This window comes from Nocardioides conyzicola, from assembly GCF_039543825.1.
Classification (GTDB): Bacteria; Actinomycetota; Actinomycetes; order Propionibacteriales; family Nocardioidaceae; genus Nocardioides; species Nocardioides conyzicola.
Genome location: NZ_BAABKM010000004.1, coordinates 311416 through 328625, shown reverse-complemented (window position 1 = coordinate 328625; position 17210 = coordinate 311416). Strand labels below are relative to the sequence as shown.

General features: G+C 70.1%; 21 protein-coding genes. 3 read left to right on the top strand and 18 right to left on the bottom strand.

Annotated elements, in window-relative coordinates; all coding sequences use genetic code 11:
* Positions 1–81: 81 nt before the first annotated feature.
* The 7 genes from ABEA34_RS21365 to ABEA34_RS21335 all read right to left on the bottom strand — a co-directional run bounded on the left by ABEA34_RS21365 (position 82) and on the right by ABEA34_RS21335 (position 6816).
* Complete coding sequence (locus ABEA34_RS21365) at positions 82–831, bottom strand: adenylate/guanylate cyclase domain-containing protein (RefSeq protein WP_345523690.1); 750 nt, start codon at positions 829–831, stop codon at positions 82–84.
* Positions 819–1373 carry a Pycsar system effector family protein gene (locus ABEA34_RS21360; protein ID WP_345523689.1) on the bottom strand — a complete coding sequence of 185 codons (555 nt, stop codon included), beginning with the start codon at positions 1371–1373 and terminating at the stop codon, positions 819–821. The genes ABEA34_RS21365 and ABEA34_RS21360 overlap by 13 nt, the downstream gene beginning before the upstream one ends.
* Entirely contained in the window at positions 1370–2077 is a 708-nt protein-coding gene (locus tag ABEA34_RS21355; RefSeq protein ID WP_345523688.1) for an adenylate/guanylate cyclase domain-containing protein, read from the bottom strand. Before ABEA34_RS21355 ends, ABEA34_RS21360 begins: the two co-directional genes overlap by 4 nt.
* 740 nt (positions 2078–2817) lie before the next feature.
* A complete protein-coding gene (locus tag ABEA34_RS21350; RefSeq protein WP_345523687.1) occupies positions 2818–3642 on the bottom strand; it encodes a glycosyltransferase family 2 protein in 825 nt (274 codons plus the stop codon).
* The gene (locus tag ABEA34_RS21345; protein WP_345523686.1) at positions 3639–4613 is read right to left on the bottom strand and encodes a glycosyltransferase; all 975 of its coding nucleotides are present in this window, start codon (positions 4611–4613) and stop codon (positions 3639–3641) included. The genes ABEA34_RS21350 and ABEA34_RS21345 overlap by 4 nt, the downstream gene beginning before the upstream one ends.
* Complete coding sequence (locus tag ABEA34_RS21340) at positions 4610–5686, bottom strand: glycosyltransferase family 4 protein (RefSeq protein WP_345523684.1); 1077 nt, start codon at positions 5684–5686, stop codon at positions 4610–4612. Before ABEA34_RS21340 ends, ABEA34_RS21345 begins: the two co-directional genes overlap by 4 nt.
* Positions 5683–6816: a glycosyltransferase family protein gene (locus ABEA34_RS21335; RefSeq protein WP_345523683.1), complete on the bottom strand. Its 1134-nt coding sequence runs from the start codon at positions 6814–6816 to the stop codon at positions 5683–5685. Before ABEA34_RS21335 ends, ABEA34_RS21340 begins: the two co-directional genes overlap by 4 nt.
* A gap of 99 nt (positions 6817–6915) precedes the next feature.
* Here ABEA34_RS21335 and ABEA34_RS21330 point away from each other — a divergent pair, with 99 nt between their 5' ends.
* On the top strand, positions 6916–7419 hold the full coding sequence (locus ABEA34_RS21330; protein ID WP_345523682.1) for a metallophosphoesterase family protein: 504 nt from the start codon (positions 6916–6918) through the stop codon (positions 7417–7419).
* An 11-nt stretch (positions 7420–7430) separates the two neighbouring features.
* Here ABEA34_RS21330 and ABEA34_RS21325 read toward each other — a convergent pair whose 3' ends face one another.
* From ABEA34_RS21325 to ABEA34_RS21290, 8 genes are all read right to left on the bottom strand, one after another.
* Positions 7431–8495, bottom strand: coding sequence for an NAD-dependent epimerase/dehydratase family protein (locus tag ABEA34_RS21325; RefSeq protein WP_345523681.1), 1065 nt, complete (start codon positions 8493–8495; stop codon positions 7431–7433).
* A gap of 146 nt (positions 8496–8641) precedes the next feature.
* Entirely contained in the window at positions 8642–9520 is an 879-nt protein-coding gene (locus ABEA34_RS21320) for an NAD(P)H-hydrate dehydratase (RefSeq protein ID WP_345523679.1), read from the bottom strand.
* On the bottom strand, positions 9507–10262 hold the full coding sequence (locus tag ABEA34_RS21315; protein WP_345523677.1) for a histidine phosphatase family protein: 756 nt from the start codon (positions 10260–10262) through the stop codon (positions 9507–9509). The genes ABEA34_RS21320 and ABEA34_RS21315 overlap by 14 nt, the downstream gene beginning before the upstream one ends.
* A gap of 77 nt (positions 10263–10339) precedes the next feature.
* Positions 10340–10636, bottom strand: a complete 297-nt coding sequence (locus tag ABEA34_RS21310; RefSeq protein WP_345523675.1) for a DUF4235 domain-containing protein — start codon at positions 10634–10636, stop codon at positions 10340–10342.
* On the bottom strand, positions 10633–11745 hold the full coding sequence (locus ABEA34_RS21305) for a YihY/virulence factor BrkB family protein (RefSeq protein WP_345523673.1): 1113 nt from the start codon (positions 11743–11745) through the stop codon (positions 10633–10635). Before ABEA34_RS21305 ends, ABEA34_RS21310 begins: the two co-directional genes overlap by 4 nt.
* Positions 11745–12122: a DUF3618 domain-containing protein gene (locus tag ABEA34_RS21300; RefSeq protein WP_345523672.1), complete on the bottom strand. Its 378-nt coding sequence runs from the start codon at positions 12120–12122 to the stop codon at positions 11745–11747. Before ABEA34_RS21300 ends, ABEA34_RS21305 begins: the two co-directional genes overlap by 1 nt.
* Before the next feature lie 28 nt (positions 12123–12150).
* The gene (locus tag ABEA34_RS21295) at positions 12151–12546 is read right to left on the bottom strand and encodes a phage holin family protein (RefSeq protein WP_345523671.1); all 396 of its coding nucleotides are present in this window, start codon (positions 12544–12546) and stop codon (positions 12151–12153) included.
* Entirely contained in the window at positions 12543–12770 is a 228-nt protein-coding gene (locus ABEA34_RS21290) for a hypothetical protein (protein ID WP_345523669.1), read from the bottom strand. The genes ABEA34_RS21295 and ABEA34_RS21290 overlap by 4 nt, the downstream gene beginning before the upstream one ends.
* A 225-nt stretch (positions 12771–12995) precedes the next feature.
* Here ABEA34_RS21290 and ABEA34_RS21285 point away from each other — a divergent pair, with 225 nt between their 5' ends.
* The gene (locus ABEA34_RS21285; RefSeq protein WP_345523667.1) at positions 12996–13760 is read left to right on the top strand and encodes a TetR/AcrR family transcriptional regulator C-terminal domain-containing protein; all 765 of its coding nucleotides are present in this window, start codon (positions 12996–12998) and stop codon (positions 13758–13760) included.
* A gap of 40 nt (positions 13761–13800) precedes the next feature.
* On the opposite strand, the gene ABEA34_RS21280 is transcribed toward ABEA34_RS21285, so the two are convergent.
* Together ABEA34_RS21280 and ABEA34_RS21275 are read right to left on the bottom strand one after the other, a co-directional pair.
* Positions 13801–14208, bottom strand: coding sequence for a VOC family protein (locus tag ABEA34_RS21280; RefSeq protein ID WP_345523666.1), 408 nt, complete (start codon positions 14206–14208; stop codon positions 13801–13803).
* 101 nt (positions 14209–14309) lie between these two features.
* Positions 14310–15011, bottom strand: a complete 702-nt coding sequence (locus tag ABEA34_RS21275; protein WP_345523665.1) for an SDR family NAD(P)-dependent oxidoreductase — start codon at positions 15009–15011, stop codon at positions 14310–14312.
* A gap of 111 nt (positions 15012–15122) precedes the next feature.
* On the opposite strand from ABEA34_RS21275, the gene ABEA34_RS21270 reads away from it, so the two are divergent.
* Positions 15123–16001 carry a helix-turn-helix transcriptional regulator gene (locus ABEA34_RS21270; RefSeq protein ID WP_345523664.1) on the top strand — a complete coding sequence of 293 codons (879 nt, stop codon included), beginning with the start codon at positions 15123–15125 and terminating at the stop codon, positions 15999–16001.
* A 15-nt stretch (positions 16002–16016) separates the two neighbouring features.
* On the opposite strand, the gene ABEA34_RS21265 is transcribed toward ABEA34_RS21270, so the two are convergent.
* Complete coding sequence (locus ABEA34_RS21265) at positions 16017–17195, bottom strand: hypothetical protein (RefSeq protein WP_345523663.1); 1179 nt, start codon at positions 17193–17195, stop codon at positions 16017–16019.
* Positions 17196–17210 lie beyond the last annotated feature (15 nt).

Here is a 17210-nt window from a genome sequence, read left to right as displayed (position 1 = left end):
TCGTCGCGACATCTGGCAGATGCTCCACATGATGTTGGCGCGACGCTCCGTGTGCGGGTGCGGCGGTGAGACTCCGGACGCCTAATTGGGAGGGTTGTCCGCCAACCAGCTCGTCATCGCCTTGTTTTGGATCGACGCCGTGTAGCAGCCAATGGACGCGTCGTACGTGAAGAATCCAGCGTATCCGGTCGGGAGAAGGTTGTTGACGAACTCCCGCCCAGCCATGACTCGGGGTCGATACCCCGACCCATGCTTCTGCTCTCCAAGCGAGCAGAGCTTGGCAGCGCTATTCACCACATTGCCCACGTAGACGATGTCGTTGACGCCGCTTCCATAGAACCCGGTCTTGATCATCAGGGCGCGACCCCAGTCGAGGCCGATCCCCACTCGCAGCGCCTCGTACCCCCTGTACAACAGTCTTGCATTCAAGCCGTCGAGTAGCGACGAAACCCGGCCCGCGGCCTCGACGACTCGGTCAACTTGCTCCTTCAATCTTGCGTCGAAAACGCCCCAGACACCGTCACCCACGATGTTGATTTCGTCGCAGTCGGGGCTACCGTCCAAGACGGCGACTACCTCGGAGATGAATGCGCGGTAGAGCTTGGCGAGCGCTGGCTCGCTGTACTTGCCGGGCAGGTTCGACGAATTGCGGATGTCGACAAACAACGCCGCAACTCGCACGAAGTAGCCGTTGCTAAAGGTGAGGTCGTCGCGTGACGGAAGGTCGTCACGCTGCGGAAAATTTTCGTCCGGCGCCGCGAGAACCTCATCAATACGCTTGAAACTGGCGGTGTAGGTAAAGCTCGTGCCCGAACTCTTCACTTCGGCCACACCGCCGCCGCGCCGATGAGACCAGAACCAATCGTCAGCAGGACCATCGCCAGCTGCAGCGTTGTGTGCTTGTTCCACGAGATCTTGGAGGCGGTAACCAGCTGGGTGGCCAACACTTCGAGTTGCTCATCAATTGATTGGTGCAAGAGCGCGGCCTTTAGGTCTGCTGGCTTCCAGTGCCGCAGGTGCCCGAAGTATACGTAGTTGCTCGGCCAGTTCTTTCTTGCTTGGCGCCGCTTGAGCCTCGGGAAGACAGCAAAAGCAGCGACTAGGACGCCGAGCGCGAGGGCGGCTAGCCCTGCGGTCACAAAGCGGTCGCGCCAACCATGAAGGCCGTCGAGTAGCCGTCCGTCCCCTGTCAAGATGACACAGAATCCGAGGACCGCGCCGCCGAGGCTGAGCACGATGGACGACTTGGTGTCGACCTTAGAGGTCCAATCGCTGATCGCTGCGTGCGTTTGCCAGGCGAATGCCAGTCCTCGCTCGTCCGGCGGAGTCGGAGGTGACTCGACCTCCTTCTCCGCGTGCGACCACCAGCTCATGGCTTCCACCCATAGTTGGACCAATACACCCTGTGGTTCACCCCGCCAACCTCGATCCTGTCGTGAGTCTTCCACCGGCTCTCGGAGCCATCGGAAGAAATCTTCGACGACTCGGCCAAGCGGTCGTGGACACGATCCGTGATGTGCAGATCTGCGCATCGAAGGGCGCTGAGCTTGGCGGCTACGTTCGGCGCCGAACCGATACTAACGAGGTCGTTGTTGTCGCGGACGCCGCCGCGAACCAAGAGAGCTTCGCCAGTATCAATACCGACACCGTGCTTGGTCGTCCAGACGTCACGAAGGTCTGGCCACTTCGTCTTGAGTGCCGGCGCAAGTACGAAGTCCACCGCCCAGTTCAAGGCCAGCGCCGCCCGTGCGGCGTCGGTGTTTTTCGATTTACCGATGTAGATGGCCATCACCCGGTCGCCGTCGAAGCTGCGAATGGCCCCGCCGTAGTTACGGAGAATTCGCGAGGCTGCGTTTAGGTAGGCCCGAATGACCCTGCCCGCGATCTCTGCGTCAACCTGGTGACCGAGCGTCGACGAGTCAGCAAGATCGGCGTAGAAATAGGTCGCGTCGACGCGCACGGCGCCATTCTTGAGCACGACGTCATCCGTCTCCGGGATCACTGTGCCTTTGCGTACGGACCAATCCGCGTCGAGCACATCCTCGACTCCTGCGATCACATCGTCGCGTACTGTCACCGGAACCTCCTCCGCGCTCATTGTGCAGAGTCCCACCGACATTGGCGACCGAGCTCATTGGAACGGCGTCACGGGCGGCTGCTGGAAGCTAACGCGTACGCGGCGTGACGGGCGGCTGCTGGAAGCTAACGCGTACGCGGCGTGACGATGGATCGTTCGGTCCAGGCCTCCACGCCCTTGGCCGAAGTTCGCAGTCGTCGATGACGTCGAACACCTTCGAAACGTCCGAGATATGTCCGGGAGCGCCCGCTCGTGCCTCGCTCTCAGGGTTTGTTCAGTTCCTGGGCACCAAATCATGACTTAGCCAGGGACGCCAATCGACGGATGTACGTGATGTCGGCTTACTGGTCTGTGGCACGGAGCGGTAGGGGTTTGACCTGCCCCATACTGGGCGGCTGGACCGTGACTCTGGCAGTGCGTCTTGCGACGGCGAAGGCAGGCTTCCGAGCCCGGGCCGACGAGCTCCGCGAGCGCGACGGGGTGACGCCAAATGCGTCCATTTAGTGTCCACAAACGATCGTGATTTCTCGGATACAGTCAGTTACGCTCGCAGAGCGGGTGAACGTCAAACCCGCTCTAAATAAGGAAGATCCGTCCTTCACCGTACTTGTCGGTAGTCGCTGAAACTGCCCCAATCCTCCAAGGGGTCGCAGGTTCAAATCCTGTCAGCCCGACTGGAGGACCGCAGGTCAGAGGCCGTTTCCGCTGGTAGCGGGGGCGGCCTCTGCTGCGTTCTGGGGTCAGCAGGTCGCGCGCACCCACGAGTCCTGCTGCCAGACGATGAGGCCGCGGCGTTCGAACTCCTCGAGCCAGCCGCCCATCGGCCAGGTGCCCCAGCGACGTTCGTAGATCTTCGCGTTGCGGAGGATGTCGTCGAGGTGCTCGATCGGGGGGCGGGAGACCGGGTGGTACTGGTGGTAGGCCCGGGCGTCGCCCGTCCAGCTGAGGTCGATGCCGGCGGCGCGCAGGGACTGGCCGAAGTCGGTGTCCTCGCCGCCGTAGCCGACGTACTCCTCGCAGAAGCCGCCGGACCGGCGCCAGGAGGATCCCGAGAGAGCGAACGAGAGCGACCAGAACAGCTCCGGCCGGGCGTCTCCCCGGGTCTCGCCCCGCTCCAGCCGTGGACGGGCCGGGTGGGGATCGTCGAGGTCGGCGAGCGTTGCCAGCGAGTACCCGCCAGCGGGCGGGGGCGGCAGGTAGGTCACCGGTCCCTGCCACACGGTGTCGGGGGAGGTCGAGACGAGACGGCAGTAGTCCGCCACCAGGTCGGGCGAGGCGAGGCAGTCGACGTCGAGGGCGATGACGACGTCGCAGCCGGCCTCGAACGCCGCGTCGATGCCCCGGTTGCGCGCCGCCGCGAGCGGAAGGCCCAGCGGGGCAGTCTCGATCGGCAGGACCCGTGCCGCGAGGCCGCCGTGGGCCGGTCGGTCGTCGAGCTCGGGATCGTCCATGGCGACCACGACATAGACGTCCGGCCGACACGTCGAGACCGCCAGGGAGAGGTGCTGGGACCGGAGGTGGGCGTGTCGACCGTGCGCGATCGTCACGACTCCGACGCCGCTCATGATGAGATCAGCTCCGCGAGGCGCTCGGCGGCGCGCCCGTCGCACCACGACGACCAGGCGTCGCCGTCGAGGTGCTGCGCACGGCGGAGGCGCTCCGACCAGCCACGGTCGGGGAAGCGGTCCTCGACGAGGACCGGCCATCCGCCGGCCGCCAGGGCGGCGGCGCTGGTCCGCTGCTCGTCGTACGGTCTGTCCTGCGGGATCACGATGGCCGCGGTCCGCGCCGCAGCGATCTCCGCCAGGCTGTTCTGGCCGGCGTTGGTGATCACGACGTCGGCGTCGTGCACGTCCGCGCGCGGGTCCTCGCTCCAGCGGCCGTGACGCCCGAGCACGACCCACTCCCACTGCTCCGACTGACGTCGAGCGCTGTCGATCCGGTCGGGGGTCAGGTCGTCGCCACCACCACCGGTCATCAGCACGACCCGCGGGGGACCGGGACGCCGTGAGGTGGGGAGGCGGACGGGATAGCGCGAGAGAGCGCCCAGGGGGCGCACGCGCTCGCGAGACGCGGTCGGTAGCCCCGGGAGCATGTTCTGCGCCTCTGGCGGCCACATCGCGACCAGGTGCGTCGAGATGTCGAAGCCGAGCTGGTGAGCGGCGTCGGCGCGCTGCCCGGGCAGCACGACGGTGACGACGGGTACGCCATGCAGTCGTCCCAGCAGGGCGACCTCGACCGACACGTCGGCGACCAGGACCCTGGGTCGGTGCTCGTCGAGCCAGGCCGAGATCTGCGCGGTCCTCGTGCTGAGCCCGGCGTCTCCCCGAGGTACCCAGTGCAGGCGACCGTGGGCGGTGGGGTCGACGGCCGTCGGTGCGATGTCGTCGCGCTCCAGCTGGACCCACGGACCGGACCACCCCGCCGGGGCGGGCAGCGAGGACAGCCCGGTCACCGGCTCGTCGAGCGCGGCCGCGAGAGCAAGCGCGCGGTGCAGGTGACCGCGTCCGTGGTGGTGGACGTAGTAGCCGATCATGCGGCGGAGCTGCGGACCAGGAGACCGGCATACCGCTCCTCGTAGGCGTCGACCATCCGGCGTGCGCTGAAGTGCCGTACGACGTGGTCGCGGACCGCCCGCCGGTCGCACGTCAGGGACCTGACGATGGCGGCGGCCAGGTCGTTCGGCCGGTCGCCGGACGTCAGGGCGCCGGTGCCCTCGGCGACGATCTCGGGAAGGGCGCCTCGCGCCAGCGCGGCCACGGGCGTGCCGCAGGCCATCGACTCGATGGCCACCAGACCGAACGGCTCCTCCCACGCAGGCGTCACGACGGCGACCGCCGACCGTGCCACCAGCTCGGCCAGCCGCGGGTGGTCGAGGTGACCGGCGTACGTCACGTCACCGCCGAGACGGGGCTCGACCTCGCGCGCGAAGTAGTCCGGGTCCGGGGCGGGACCCGCGAGCACGAGCGGTATGCCGGCGAGCCGGGCCGCGTCGATCGCGAGGTGCGGCGCCTTCTCCGTGACGAGGCGTCCGGTCCACATGGCCGACCTGCCACCCGGGCCGGGCTCCCACCGGTCGATCGCCACGCCGTTGTGCACGACCGTGGCGTCGACGACATGTCTCCATGCGGCGGCCGAGGACCTGCTCACCGCGGTGCAGTGGACGGGCACGGCGGACGCGGCCATCGCTGACTCGAGCCAGGGCGTCGGAGGGGTGTGGAGCGTGGTCAGCACGGGGATGTCGAGCATCTCCGACATCGCGATCGGCAGGTGGTGGAGGCTGTTGTTGTGCACGACGTCGAAACGGCGTGATCCGGATCTGGCCAGGTCGAGCATGAGCGACAGGTAGGCATGGTGGTCGGTCATCCACTCCTCGGACGGTGCGTGCACGTCACGCAGAGCGGTGGAGCTGAACCGGATGCCGTGCACGTCGAGCTCGGCCACGGGCAGGGCCGGATCGGACCCCGGGGCGGCGAAGAGCGTGACCTCGTGCCCGCGGTCGACCAGCTCACCCGCGAGCTGGTGCGTGAGCGACTCGAGCCCGCCGGCGAAGGGCTGGTTGACCGGGTACCTGCTCGACGCGATCAGGCAGATGCGCAGGGGAGTCATCTGCTCAGCGACCGGTAGAGGTGGTCGTGAGCGGCGGCGATCGCCTGGCGCTGCACGCGGCGCTCGTCGAGGCCCGCGCCGAAGGCGGGCCGGTCCCAGTACGCCGTGGCGATGGCGGCGACGAGCGAGTTCGGGTCGAAGTGATCCTCGTCGTGCGTGTAGCTCAGCACCGGTCCCTGGTCGCGGTAGAACCCGCACGTGGGCGCCACGACCGTCGTACCGAGGTCGCGGCACGCCTCCAACCAACCCGAGTGGGTCCCGAAGCGGTAGGGGAGGACGGAGACGTCGAGCGACGCCAGGTAGGTCCAGAGCTCGTCGTCGGGCAGGAAGTCATGCACCCGCAGGTCGATGAGGCCCTCGGCGGCGGCGCCACGGAGGTAGTCGGCGAGCTGGTCGTCCCTGCGGGCACCGTCGTCGTCCATGACGTCGCGGTGAGCGTTGACCTGCAGCACGGCGCCGGGCAGCACGGCGCCGGGCAGCTCGGTGACGGCGCGCACCAGGGTCGGCAGGATCCGCAGGGGCGCCATGCTCGGCCGCAGGCTCTTCACGTGCAGACCGACCCGGAACGCCGCCCCTGGCGAGGGACGGTCGCGCTGCAGGGTCGCCATGTCCTCGAGCTCGACCACGTGCGGGTGCGGGATGACCACGGCCTCACGTCCCCATCGGCGTCGGATCTCCGAGGCAGCGCCCGCGGTGAGCGTGACGAGCGCGTCCGCGGCAGGGATGAGGACGTCGAGCTGGGCGTCGTGCGCCTCCCGCGAGAGGTGGTGCGGGTTGCGCAGGTCGTGCACGGTGAAGACGAAGGGCTTGCCCCGCCGGCGGAGGGTGTCGACCAGGTCGCGCAGCTCCTCCGGGTCGCAGGCGTCGAAGCCGAAGTGCAGGTGGAACACGTCGAAGTCCGCCGTGGCAGCCCAGGACGGCTGCAGCATGACCGGTGGCCACCAGACGGCGCCCGCCGGAGCCGTCGGTCGCAGCGGGTCGGGATCGGGCAGCCGCTCCGGCCCGGGCGTGGACTCGGAGCTCAGGTGACGGACGTACACGTGACCCGCGGGGACCGAGGCGATCCGCAGACGGGGGACGTCCTCGTCGCGCGTGTCGGGGACGGCGATCCGGGCCTGGGTGTCAGTCACCTCGTGTCGGTACCCCGCTGTGCTGAAGGACAGCCTCCACCCTCAAGGGTGGAGCCGGCGCTGCTTGTCGGTGCCGGGAAGCCTTGCTTGACTGGTCCCGTGGCGACGAGCGTGGTGCTGATGGCGGACACGCACCTGCCCAAGCGGGCCCGGGAGCTGCCCGGCGAGCTCTGGGACGCGATCGACACGGCAGACGTCGTGGTCCACGCTGGCGACTGGGTCGACGAGCGGCTGCTCGACGACTGCGAGAGGCGAGCACGCTCGCTCGTCGGGGTGTGGGGCAACAACGACCACGGCGCCTTGAGGGACCGTCTGCCGGAGGTCGCTCGCGTCGAGATCGAGGGCGTGGCCTTCGGGGTGGTGCACGAGACCGGCTCGGCGAAGGGCCGAGAGGCGCGGTGCAGCGCGCGGTTCCCGGATCTCGACGTGCTCGTCTTCGGGCACAGCCACATCCCGTGGGACACCAGGACGTCCACCGGGCTGCGGCTGCTGAACCCCGGTTCGCCGACGGACCGGCGCCGACAGCCGAGCTGCACGTACATGACCCTCCGCGTCAGCGCCGGAGACGTGACGGACGTCGTGCTCCACGCCGTCGCGAGGTAGCAGGTCTCGGCTCAAGGGCGGCGCCGATAGGCGACCGGCTTGTCGCGAACGGCATCGCTCAGACCGCCGAGGACGGTGCGCGGGCGGAGGACCGGAGTCCTGCCGGAGTCGGCGTTCGCCATCGGCTGGACGACCTCCTCGAGGACGGCGACGCCGCTGTGCGTGGGCTGCCAACCGAGGTCACGTTCGGCCCTGCCGCAGTCGAGGAGCGGGACGTCGTGGGCGAGGTCGATCCACCCCGGATCGATCGGCTGCAGGCGAGCGTGCCACGAGCCCGCGACCGCGCCGCGGACGATCCGGCGGGGCACCTGGAGGTGGCGAGCACCCAGTGCCTGCGCGATGTCCGCCGTGGTGACGGGCAGGCCCGCGGCCAGGTTGAACGCGCCGGACTCGCCGGTGGCCAGCACACGACCGAACGCGTCGGCGACGTCGTCGGCGTGCACCATCGGGATCTGGAGAGAACCGTCCAACGGCAGCACGGGAACGAGTCGGAGGACCCGAGCCGGGAGCAGCGCCGGCAGGGCGTAGCGCAGCAGGGCGCTGCCGGCGCTGCGCTGCCCGATGATGCCCGGCCGCATCCGGGTGACCCGGACGTCGGGGCTCGCCGCACTGAACGCGTCGAGGAGCCGTTCGGCCTGGGCCTTGTGCTGGCTGTACGGCGAGCCAGGGACCCCATCGGTCGGGTAGTCCTCGTCCACCGGGGTGTTGCCGCGCTTCGGCGAGTACGCGCCGACCGACGACATGTGGACCAGGTGGGGCACCTGCGCGGCGGCGACCGCGGACAGCACGCGTCGGGTGCCCTGGACGCCCAGCTCGGCCAGGTAGCCCAGGTCGTGGGACGGCTGGAATCCCCACGCCAGGTGCACGACGGCGCCCGCGCCGCGGAAGGTCGAGTCCAGGATCGGCTGACAGCTCGGGTCGGTGAGGTCCGTGCTGACCCACGCGACCCGGCTCCCGCTCGCTCTGTCGGGGAGCCGCCGAGCGATTCCCACCACCTCGTGGTCGGTGTGCTCCACGAGGTGGCGGAGCAGTGCGGTCCCGACGTTCCCGGTTGCTCCGGTGACGACGATCCGCATCAACGCTCCCTGTGCAGCGACGAGTGGGCGAGCCGACCGTGACGGGGTCGAGGGGGGTGGTGGACCATCGCTTGCGACCTCCAGAGGGGGAATCTCTTCCGGTACCCCGTCGGACGGGAAAGAACCGCCCTGGTGATCGGGTGGCCTCAGCCCACCTCGGCCACCACTGCAGGGACCTGTTCCGGCATGTCGCGGGCGAGGTAGCCCACGGTGCCGACAGCGGCTGCGAGCCGTTCGCCGATCCGGGCGTGCACGTAGGCGCCCCACACGGCCGCCTGGGCGGGGTCGGCGCACCGGGCCAGCAGGCCCGTGACGATCCCGGCCTGCACGTCGCCCGATCCCGAGACACCCAGCCCCGGTCCGCCGCCCTCGACCACCCACGCCCGACCGGACGGAGCGACGACGTACTTGCTGCTTCCTCCGCACAGGACGACGACCCGCGAGCGCTCGGCGACCGCGCGAGCGGCAGCGAGCGGGTCGCGCAGGACCTCGTCCTCGTCGGATCCGGCCGTGTGCGCGAGCTCGGACGGATTGACGTTGAGGACCGCTCGTCCCTCCAGGTGATGAAGGCCCTCCGGGTGCTGGGTGAGGTACGCCGACCCGAGGGCATCGACGACGACCGGACAGGTGAGGCGGGGGAGCACACGCTCGAGGAGCGACGTGCTCGCCGCCGGTTCGACGAACCCGGGGCCGACGAGCGCCACATCGGCGGCCTGGGCGCGGTCCACGATGTCGTCGGCGGCCCCGACGGCGATGCTGTCCGCGTCGGTCGCCAGGGCGAGGACCTGCGACTCCGGGACCGCCACAGCGAGCGCGGCCGCGGTCGGGGACACCGTGGCCAGTGCGAGCTTGCCGGCGCCGCCACGCAGTGACGCCTCCCCGGCGAGCCTCACCGCGCCCGGGGTCTGGGTGGAGCCCCCGACCACGAGGACCTGCCCACGCGACTCCTTGCCCGTCCCGGGCTCCGGCAGTGCCCAGTCGCGCAGCGTCGCCGGCGTCACCACCACCGGGTCAGGCGTGGACATCGCCGCTCCCGGTGGGGGAGGCCTCTGCGGTGCGCTCGGTCCCGGCCGCGTCGACGGCGGCGGTGTCCGCGAACACGTCCAGCTCCAGCACGTCGGCGTCCCGGTGGAACCGGGTGAACGACGCGTTCGGGATCTGGACCTCGCGGTCGATGGCGAGCAACGACTGCTCGTCGAGACCCTCCAGGGCGTACCGGAAGCTCATGATGACCGCCTGGTGGGTGAACATCCAGATGCGCTCGCGGTCGTACCCGTGGCGCAGGTCCGTCAACAGGCTGCGCACGCGAAGGACCACGTCCGCCCAGCTCTCCCCGCTGGGAGGCTGGTAGTAGAACTTGCCGAGCTTCTTGCGCCGAGCGGCCTCATCAGGGTGCTGTGCTCGGATGCCGTATCCGGTCAGGCCGTCGAAGATGCCCAGGTCCCGCTCACGCAGTCGCTCGTCGTAGGCGACCTCGATGCCACGGTCACGCATCGCTCGCTCGGCGGTCTCGGCCGCGCGTCGGTACGGCGAGCTGAGCACGGTGGTCGGCAGGTCGGACTCGGCCAGGCCGGACACCCAGGCCGCGACCGCATCGGCCTGCTCCCGCCCGGTGGGCGACAGCTCGACGTCGGCGTCACGCTGGTCCAGGTCGAGGTGCTCCGCCCGGGCCTCGCGAGCCGCGGTGTCGGCGAGGTTGCCCACGCTCTCACCGTGCCGGACGAGGACGATCGTCTGGGGTCCGTCGGTCCATCTGGGTAGCACCATTGTCCTCGTGTACCCCCGCCGGACGCGGGCATTCCCGGCCGTGCCTGGCCGTCAGCGGTCGGTCAGACAAGCACTGGTCAGTCGCCGGGCCACTCGCCGGTCCAGCGCTCGAAGACGCGGGCGCCGCCCCGGTTGATGAGGGCTCGGACGACGGTGAAGATGGCGCCCTGGATGGCGGCCGCGACGAGGATCTTCCGCAAGCGGTACTCCGACTCGAGCGGCTTGGGCGGGTCCTCCGAGCTGTCGGGATCGAGCCGCTTCCAGAGCTGCTGGAAGATCTGGCTGGCGATGAGGCCCCCCAGCAGGCTGGCCACCAGGCCCCAGGGCCGGTAGAGCAGCTTCGCGGACGTGCTGGACGTGGTCTCGGTCGTCATCGGTTCCCTCGCTCGTCTGGGGTGGTGGACGTCTGCGGTCCGTCGGAGTGGTCGGGGTCGTCGTCACGACCGTGGGTGAGGCGGAGCTGGCGGCCGCGTTCGATGTCCTCGCGTTCCTTCTTGGCGGCCTTGTCGCTCTTGCGGGTGTCGCGGGCAGGGAGCTGGATGACCTCCTCGGCCGGCATGCCGGCCTGCAGCTGCCGGCCGCGTTCGAGCTCGGCGTCCAGCTCGGCGCCGAAGAGGAGCGCGAGATTGGTGATCCACAGCCAGAGGAGGAAGACGATGACGCCCGCCAGCGAGCCGTAGGTCTTGTTGTAGCTCGAGAAGTTGGCCACGTAGAAGCCGAACAGCGCTGAGGCGAGGATCCACACGACGATGGCGACGGTGGCGCCGATGCTGATCCATCGGAACTTCGGCTGCTTCACGTTCGGGGTGGCGTAGTACAGCAACGCGACGATGAGGATCACGACGCCGAGCAGGACCGGCCACTTCGCGATGTTCCAGACCGTGACGACGGTGGAGCCGAGGCCGATGGCGTCGCCGACCGCCTGGGCGGCCGGTCCGGTGAGCACCAGTCCGATGGCGACGACGGCCGTGAGGATCACCGTGATGAGGGTGACGAGGAGCATCGCCGGGCGGAGCTTCCAGATCGGCCGTCCCTCGTCGATCTCGTAGATGCGGTTCATGCCGCGGCCGAACGCACCCACGTAGCCGGACGCGGACCACAGTGCGGCGGCGAGGCCGATGATGAGCGCGAGCCCGGAGTTCTGCGTCTGGCTGAGCTCGGTGAGCGTCGGCTCGAGAGAGTCGGCGGCGCTCGACGCGCCGATGTCGCGCAGGATCCCGAGCAGCGTGTCCACGGTGCTGGGGCCCTGGTCGACGAGGCTCACCAACGAGAGGATGGCGATCGCAGCCGGGAAGAGCGCCAGGACCGAGTAGTACGTCAGCGCGGCGGCCAGGTCGGTGCACTGGTCGTCGGAGAACTCGCGAACGGTCTTGCGGGCGACGTAGAACCAGGACCGCTTCCTCAGATCGGCCGGGGAGTCCGGCTTCTCGGCGGCGTCGGGCTCCGGCCGGGGCGGCGACGCGTGCTTTCCTCGGCCGAGCATCAGCGCTTCCGGATCGTGGTCCGTCGCGGCGTGTTGTTGCGACGCCACAGGGCGAGGACGACGACCGCGAGGACGGCTGCGAGGGCGCCCCCGCCGAGGCCGAGTGTCCGGGGGGTCGGCTTGCCCTGGTCGTCCGTGCTCTGGTCGCGCAGCTTCCGCAGCCGTGCGGCGGCCTCGTCCTTCGTCTCGGCGACGCTGGTGCGCACGCGGGTCTTGACGTCGAGCTTCGCGGCGAGCTGGTCGACGGTGTCGGCCAGGTCGGCGCGGGTCCGTTCGATGTCGGCCTGCAGCTCCGCGACCTCCGCGGACGTGCTGTCCGTCGTGTCGCTGGCGTCGGCGCCGTGCCCGGGGCTGTCCGGGGTGTCCTTCGTAGCCATGTCGTGGCCTCTCTCGTGGATCGGAGTGTCAGTGGTCGCGGGCGTGCTTGACCGCGTCGACGTCGCGCTTGACGTTCTCGACGGCCCGTTCGGGTACGGGTGGAGCTGCCTCGGCGACCCGCTTCTTGCCGATCAGGGCCGCGATGCCGGCCACCGCGAGCAGGACGACGCCGACGATGAGCGCGGCCAGCCAGGCGTCGACGACGAGCGCCAGCGCCAGGATGGCCGTGGCAATCAGCACGCCGAGGCCGTAGAGGGCTATGGCCCCCGCCGCCCCGAGGAGGCCGGCGCCGATGCCGGCCTTCTTCGCCTTGCCGGAGACCTCGACCTGGGCGAGGCGCAGCTCGTCGCGCACCAGCCGGGACACGTCCTGCGAGAGCCGGGAGACCAGCTCACCGGTGGAGTCCCCTGCGTCGTGGCTCACGGCAGCTTCCCACCGGTGGTGCCGGGCGTCGTCGACGAGTGGTCGTTCGAGGACCCCGCCGATGCGACCTTCTCCTTCACGACCTGCCCCGCCTGGTCCGCCTTCTCCTTCACGACCTGCTGCGCCTGCGCCGCCTTGTCCTGCACGCGCGGGTCGCGCCACACCTGCTGGGCCTTCCCTGCGATCTGCTGGTACCGCTCGCGACCCGCCCGTGCGCCCAGCACGTATCCGGCTCCGAACCCGACGGTGAATGACAACTTCCCGGCCATCTGGCCCTCCCACGTCTCTCGGCCTCGCCGGCAGCGACTCCCACGCCACTGCCTTACGACGTAAGCCTCTTTCCTCGTCGGTGCCCAGCCCGCCCCCAGGCATGCGGGTGAAGGAGGAGAAAGTCCTGGCGAGCCACCCGGGTGGGTGTGCGCCCGTACCCTCGGCTGCAAGGAGGACCGATGGCCAACGCAACAGGGCGCGGTGACGAGCCCGACGGCTCAGCCGCCGATGGCCTTCCCGACGCGGACGCAGCCGTGGTCCGCGGCGAGGAGCGGCCGTCGGACCGGGTGCCGCTGAATCGCGAGCGCATCGTCGATGCTGCGGTCGCGTTCATCGACGACAACGGGCTCCCGGGCTTGTCGATGCGACGGCTCGGCACGCTGCTCGGCGTGGAGGCCATGTCGCTCTACCGGTACGTGCGCAGCCGGGAGCTGCTCCTCGATGCCGTCGTCGAGCGCATCGTCGACGAGATGGAGGCAGACCCGGACGTGCTGGCGACGCCCGAGCACGGCTGGCAGGACTACCTGCAACGGCTCGCCCACGGAGTACGCCGGGTCGCGCTGACGCATCCCAAGGCGTTCCCCCTGGTCGCCTCCCGACCCGCGGAAGCGCCGTGGCTGCGCCCGCCGTTGCGGAGCCTGCGCTGGGTCGAGGCGTTCCTCACGGGGCTGCAGAGCGAGGGGTTCAGCGACCAGGCGACCGTCGAGGCCTACCGCGCCTTCACCAGTTTCCTGCTCGGCCACCTGCTGCTCGAGGTCGCCGCGCTGGGGGCCGACCTGGGGCCGCTCGACGTGGTCGAGGACGACGTGGACACGTCTCTGGCTCCGTACCCCAGCGTCCGTCGCCTCAAGTCGCCGCTGCGCGAGGACCACTCCGCGATCGAGTTCGAGGACTCCCTCGAGGACCTGCTGCAACGCCTCGCCCTGATCCGCACCGAGTCCTGAGCAGCTCGCTGACGGCGGCCCCGCGACACCCGTGGTGGTGTCAGCTGGCGACGAAGATGCAGAACGGGTGCCCAGCTGGGTCCGCGAACACGTACAGCGGCTCGTCGGAGTCGTCGGAGTCGTCGACCAGCATCCGCGCGCCGAGCGACTCGGCCCGTGCCCGGTGGCGCTCGAGCTCGCCGCGGCCCGTCACGGTGCAGTCGAGGTGCATCTGCATCGGGACATCAGCTGACGGCCACGTGGTCGGCTCGACGTGCTCGGCATACTGGAACGCCAACCGATTGGTCCCGGCCTCGTCCCGCAGGACCAGCCACTCGGCCTCGTCGTCAGCGCGCGGCTCGTCGCCGGGACGGTAGGTGTAGCCGAGCAGCTGGCGGTAGAACTCGGCCAGGCCGCGCACGTCCTCGGCATCGATGACCGTCTGCAGCAGCTGCGGGAAACGGCTCATCGGTGCCGGCCGGAGAGATGCGCTGTCGCCGTCATGCGTTGGTCGTCCCCATCGGTCGGCAGCGCGAAACCGGTGCGAGCGGCCGGTGGCCGGGAGCGCCGTCAGGACCAGGAGGTCTCACCGTGCCGGTCCACGAAGCGCCCGGAGGCGTGGCCCGGGCCCTCGGTCGCGAGGGAGACGACGGCGTCGGTGCCCTCGGTGACGGTCTGCGGACCGCTGTGGGCGTTGAGGTCGGTGGCGGTGTAGCCGGGGTCGGCGGCGTTGACCCGGACGTCAGGGAACGCCTTGGCGTACTGCGTGGTCAGCATGGTGAGTGCGGCCTTGGAGGCCGTGTAGATCGGTGCGACGACCTGTGACTCGGCGCGGGACGGGTCATGGGTGTGCTCGAGGGACCCCATTCCGCTGCTGACGTTGACGATGACGGGGTCGGCGGACCGACGTAGCAGCGGAAGGAAGGCAGTGGTGGTGCGGACGACGCCCGCGACATTGACGTCGAAGACGTCGAGGACGTCGCTCCCGCTCAGGTCGGCCACGTCGACGCCGTAGGTGCCGCCGACGCCGGCGTTGTTGACGAGCACGTCGACGAGGCCCTCGTGGGCCTCGACGTCGGCGGCTGCGGCGCGCACGGAGTGGTCGTCGGTGACGTCGATCTGGACGAAGCGGCCGCCGAGGCGGCCTGCGGCGGCGGTGCCGAGCTCGCGGTCGCGTGCGCCCAGGATGACGGTGTGGCCGAGCTCGAGGAGGCGACGGGCGGTCTCGAGGCCGAGGCCCTTGTTGGCCCCGGTGATGAAGGTGATGGTCATGGGTCGATCGTGCGGACTCGGGCAGCGGTCGGCCAGGGACGAGGCGACGGTAGGAGTCGCCGTACCACCCACGCCGCCGTCGATGGTGCTGTCGCGAGGGATGATGGAGCGATGACGGCGACGAATGCCCTGGGCTCCACCATCCGTGCGTGGCGCGACCGGCTCGCACCGTCCGACGCGGGGCTTCCGGCCCGGCACGGCCGGCGGACCACCGGGCTGCGTCGCGAGGAGCTGGCCGAGCTGGCCGGAGTCTCGGTCGACTACGTCGTCCGGCTGGAGCAGGGCCGTGCCACGACTCCGTCGGCCCAGGTCGTCGCCGCGCTGGCCCGGGCCCTGCAGCTGAGCACCGCAGAGCGGGACCACCTGTTCCGGTTGGCTTCGCTCGTGCCCCCCGACAGCGGCCGGGTCTCGGACCACCTCACTCCCAGTGTCCACCGGCTGCTGTCCCGCTTGGGTGACGCGGCGGTCGCCGTCTTCGCTGCCGACTGGCAGCTGGTCTGGTGGAACCGCAACTGGGCGGCCCTCCTCGGAGACCCTGCCAGGGTCCCGGTTCCGGTGCGGAACTTCGCCCGGTGCGTCTTTCCCCTCGCAGCCGACGGCCCGGCGGTCGCTCAGTGGCTGGTCGTCGTCCAGGACCAGGCCCACACCGAGGCCGCCGTGGCCTCCGACCTGCGTCGCGCCACCGGACGCTTCCCCGACGACCCGCGACTGGCGCACGTGGTCCGCAGCCTGCTGGCCGGCAACGCCCGCTTCGCCGAGCTGTGGGTCGAGGGCACGGTCAGCGCACACCGCGAGGACCGCAAGGTCGTCCACCACCCGGCCGTCGGACCCATCGCCATCGACTGCGACACCCTTACCGACGGCGAGGCCGACCTCAAGATCGTCGTGATGACCGCTGCCCCCGGCACGGAGGACGAGAGCCGTTTCCGGCTGGCGCTGCTCGCCGGCGTCCAGAGCGTCCAGGACGTCCCAGCGACGTCGAGGCGCTGACCGGGGCGGGCGGCGTCAGGGGACGCGGACCGAGCTGACGCGCAGGCCCTTGCCCTTGCCGTAGACCACGTAGACGAGGTTGCGCGTGTCGCCGCGCTGGGAGACCGTCAGGGTCTCGGCGGCTCGGAAGCCGGTGAGGCGGTGCTCCCTGCGCAGGTGGGCGTCGTACCAGACCACCGTCGCGTCGCGGTTAGACGGCCAGGTGGTCGCCGGCTCGATCCCGTAGAGGCGCGTGCCTTTCGCGTTCATGCCCTCGAGGGCGAACTCGTGCTTCGCGGTGATGACCTCCTTCGGCGCCAGCCCGCCACTGGTACGAAAGCGCAGGATGCTCGTCCGGTCCAGCTCCCCGCACTCGCCCTCGCACGCGGACGGCTGACCCAGGAGCGTGACGTAGATCGAGGCCCCTCGTGGCGAGAACATGAGGTCCAGGACCACGAGGTCCTCGTCCTCGCGTCCCGCGACCGTCAACGGGGCCTCGGCCACGGTCGTCAGCGCGGCGTCGTCGGTCTCGTGGCCCGACAGCCTGGAGCGCAGGACCTCGCCGTCGGGGGTGGTCTCCGACGACGTGTCGCCGACCGCCAGCTCGTTGCCCAGGGGCGGTCGCACCGCCAGACGTCTGCCGTCGATCGGTGCCCGGTCGGCGTACTCGGGGAAGCCCGGCACCTCCAGCTGGAACCTGCGGATCCCGCCCTCGACGAGGACGTAGAGGAACCGGCCCCGTCGCGGGCTGATGGCGACGTCGGTGAAGTAGGTCGCCGACGGCACGCGCACGCTCCGCACGAGACGGGGGGTGTCGCGCCGGAGGTCGATGACCCGCAGGACGACGTGGTCGCCGACCTCGTGCGGCATGTAGGCGAACTCGCCGTTGGCATGCAGCACGAACGGATGCGGCGTGGGGTGGAGCTGAGCGAGCTGCGGTGCGGTGCCGAGCCGGACGATTCGGTGAGGGGTGATGCGGTACTTCGTCAGCCCGCGGGGTCCGCTGATGAACAGGAACTTCCCGCTCCTGGTCGCCGCAGCGTGCACGAAGCCGCCGCGTCCGGGGACGGCGGCTGACGCCGTGATGCGTGGTTTCGCCGCCGCTCGGTGCGAGGCGCTCGAGGCCGCGACCCCCGTGTCGGCCGCCACTGCGGTCGGCACAGCGACAAGCGCGAGCGTGGTGAGCAGGCCGGTGGCCATGCCGATCAGTCGCACGAGGACTCCTCCGAG

Bases quoted from the DNA above. Each gene is read 5' to 3' on its own strand.
- ABEA34_RS21320 (WP_345523679.1), bottom strand. From the start codon at position 9,520: ATGTCCACGCCTGACCCGGTGGTGGTGACGCCGGCGACGCTGCGCGAC.
- ABEA34_RS21275 (WP_345523665.1), bottom strand. From the start codon at position 15,011: ATGACCATCACCTTCATCACCGGGGCCAACAAGGGCCTCGGCCTCGAG.
- ABEA34_RS21285 (WP_345523667.1), top strand. From the start codon at position 12,996: ATGGCCAACGCAACAGGGCGCGGTGACGAGCCCGACGGCTCAGCCGCC.
- ABEA34_RS21305 (WP_345523673.1), bottom strand. From the start codon at position 11,745: ATGCTCGGCCGAGGAAAGCACGCGTCGCCGCCCCGGCCGGAGCCCGAC.
- ABEA34_RS21310 (WP_345523675.1), bottom strand. From the start codon at position 10,636: ATGACGACCGAGACCACGTCCAGCACGTCCGCGAAGCTGCTCTACCGG.
- ABEA34_RS21315 (WP_345523677.1), bottom strand. From the start codon at position 10,262: ATGGTGCTACCCAGATGGACCGACGGACCCCAGACGATCGTCCTCGTC.
- ABEA34_RS21360 (WP_345523689.1), bottom strand. From the start codon at position 1,373: ATGAGCTGGTGGTCGCACGCGGAGAAGGAGGTCGAGTCACCTCCGACT.
- ABEA34_RS21350 (WP_345523687.1), bottom strand. From the start codon at position 3,642: ATGAGCGGCGTCGGAGTCGTGACGATCGCGCACGGTCGACACGCCCAC.
- ABEA34_RS21325 (WP_345523681.1), bottom strand. From the start codon at position 8,495: ATGCGGATCGTCGTCACCGGAGCAACCGGGAACGTCGGGACCGCACTG.
- ABEA34_RS21340 (WP_345523684.1), bottom strand. From the start codon at position 5,686: ATGACTCCCCTGCGCATCTGCCTGATCGCGTCGAGCAGGTACCCGGTC.
- ABEA34_RS21280 (WP_345523666.1), bottom strand. From the start codon at position 14,208: ATGAGCCGTTTCCCGCAGCTGCTGCAGACGGTCATCGATGCCGAGGAC.
- ABEA34_RS21270 (WP_345523664.1), top strand. From the start codon at position 15,123: ATGACGGCGACGAATGCCCTGGGCTCCACCATCCGTGCGTGGCGCGAC.
- ABEA34_RS21345 (WP_345523686.1), bottom strand. From the start codon at position 4,613: ATGATCGGCTACTACGTCCACCACCACGGACGCGGTCACCTGCACCGC.
- ABEA34_RS21300 (WP_345523672.1), bottom strand. From the start codon at position 12,122: ATGGCTACGAAGGACACCCCGGACAGCCCCGGGCACGGCGCCGACGCC.